At 70.2% G+C, this 1,919-nt stretch carries 1 protein-coding gene; it reads right to left on the bottom strand.

Annotated elements, in window-relative coordinates; translation table 11 throughout:
• Positions 1-35: 35 nt before the first annotated feature.
• Positions 36-1,544, bottom strand: coding sequence for a transposase (locus ABZ806_RS45010; RefSeq protein ID WP_500226124.1), 1,509 nt, complete (start codon positions 1,542-1,544; stop codon positions 36-38).
• Positions 1,545-1,919 lie beyond the last annotated feature (375 nt).

Here is a 1,919-nt window from a genome sequence, read left to right as displayed (position 1 = left end):
AGCTTGTCTTTTAACCTCTGACCTGCGACTTCTTGTCACGCCGCGGGTTGCTTTCGATCTTGCTTGCGGGGGACGGGGTGGCGTTTGGCTGGGCCGGTGCGTGATCCTTTGGGGCGTCCCGGGCCGGCCCGGGTTGGTTTGGGAACATGGGCCGGGGTGCCAAGCAGGGGCCGGATGTTCCTGAATCCGCGGCGGACCCGCCCCGGGCTGAGCGGCCGGTCGGGGGGTGGGGGTTTCTCCCAGGGGCGGCGCAGGTCTTTGGCCAGGTCACGGGCGAGGGCGAGTTGGGTGAACGCGGCCATGATCAGGCGGACCCATCGGTCGGTCTGCTCGGGAGTGCGCAGTCGAGCGGCGATCAGCCCAAGGGTGCCCTTGCCGAAGGCGAAGGTGTGTTCTTCGTCGAAGCGGGCCAGGTAGGCCCGCCAGATCTCATCCAGCGCCAGAGTGGTGGGGCCGGCGTGCCAGAGCCATAGCGTCTTGTGCGGGGCGCGGCCGTCGGGCAGGCGCTCGACCTGGACGCGGACCAGGGTGCCCTTGATGATGGGCAGGTCGCCGCCCAGGTCGGCGAAGTAGGTGCGGTCGCCGTGGATGCGGGGGTGGACGTGCCGCCAGGCCGAGACGTGCACAGTGCCGTAGCGGGTGGTGTCGGGCAGGATCAGCTCTTCGTCGGGCTCGGGTGGTGGCGGGTCGTCGACGCACTTGATCGGCTGCCCGAACTTCTTGGGTGCTCCGACCTTGCCGGGCCAGGTGATCGGGTCGCGGTAGTAGACGTTCTTGGCCGGGAGCCGCACTACCAGGTGCACGTTCACCCCGGCCAGCGCGGCCGTCAGCGCGGTGGCCGGATACCCGGCGTCCAGCACCGCCACCGGGACGGGCATCTCGCCGCCCGCCTGGCCGGTGGCCTCCAGGCGGCCGATCAGCGCGCGGATCTGCTCGGCGGTCACGGCGGTGCGGGTGGCGTGGGTGGTGCGCGCGACGTCCACCGGCGCCGTCCACGCCGAGCGCAGCTCACCCAGCGCGGCGACGAACTGGTACTCCCAGCCCGGGATGGTCTTGCGGGTGCCGTCGCAGCGGCACGCGTCGTGGTGCACGTGCCAGCGTCCTGGCGAGCACTCGGCGTCGGGCCGCGGATACGGCGTCGCGTCGACTGCGAACCGCAGCCGGCCACCGCGCGGCAGGCGCGCCTCGCGCACGGCCCGCGCCTGATCCGGCGGCAGCGCCCCCAACGCTTCGGCCGGCATCTCCTCCCGCGCGTCCAACCCGGTCTGACCAGCTCGCAGCGGCCTGTGGGGCGGAGCCGACATCGGCAGGAATCCGGCCAGCAGGTCGGCCAGAGCGGCCTCGTCGATCCTTCCGGCGGCCAGGGCGTCATACAAGGCGCCGTGACCACGGCGGAACTCCGGCTCCAATGACAACTCCACCAGCGAGGTCACCGGACGGTCGGCGCAAAGCACCGCGTCGGCCAACTCGAACAACGCGTCCGCCCGGCCGGTCAGACTCCCGTACAGACGCTTGCGGAACTCCGTCAGCCTCCCCAGCGCCACTGCCTGGATGATCGAGGCCTGCAGTCGATCGTCGGTCCGGGGATCCCACGGCGCACCGGAACCCCCAGCCGTGATCTCGTGCGGCCGATCACGCAATCGTGCCAGTGTGTACAGCAACGGGCCACCGTTCTCCTCGCGGATCGCTTCGACACGACCACGGTGAGGCGGTGGCCCACCTGTTGTCCCGCACCCCTCCGCCCCCGGCAGATACCGGGAGCCGACCGCCATTGCCATGGCCTGCGGAAACCACGGAACGCAACGGCGATACGCGGTCATACCAGCCAGACCCTCCGAAGATGCCCGGCACGCTAGCTCGCCTGCCCAGAACGGCTCTGAACAGCCTTAACGTCCGAATCCAAGGTTAAAAGACAAGCT

The organism is Spirillospora sp. NPDC047418 (assembly GCF_040643275.1).
GTDB lineage: Bacteria > Actinomycetota > Actinomycetes > Streptosporangiales > Streptosporangiaceae > Spirillospora.
Note: the sequence above shows the minus strand (reverse complement) of the source record. Positions and strands in the feature narration are given on the sequence as shown.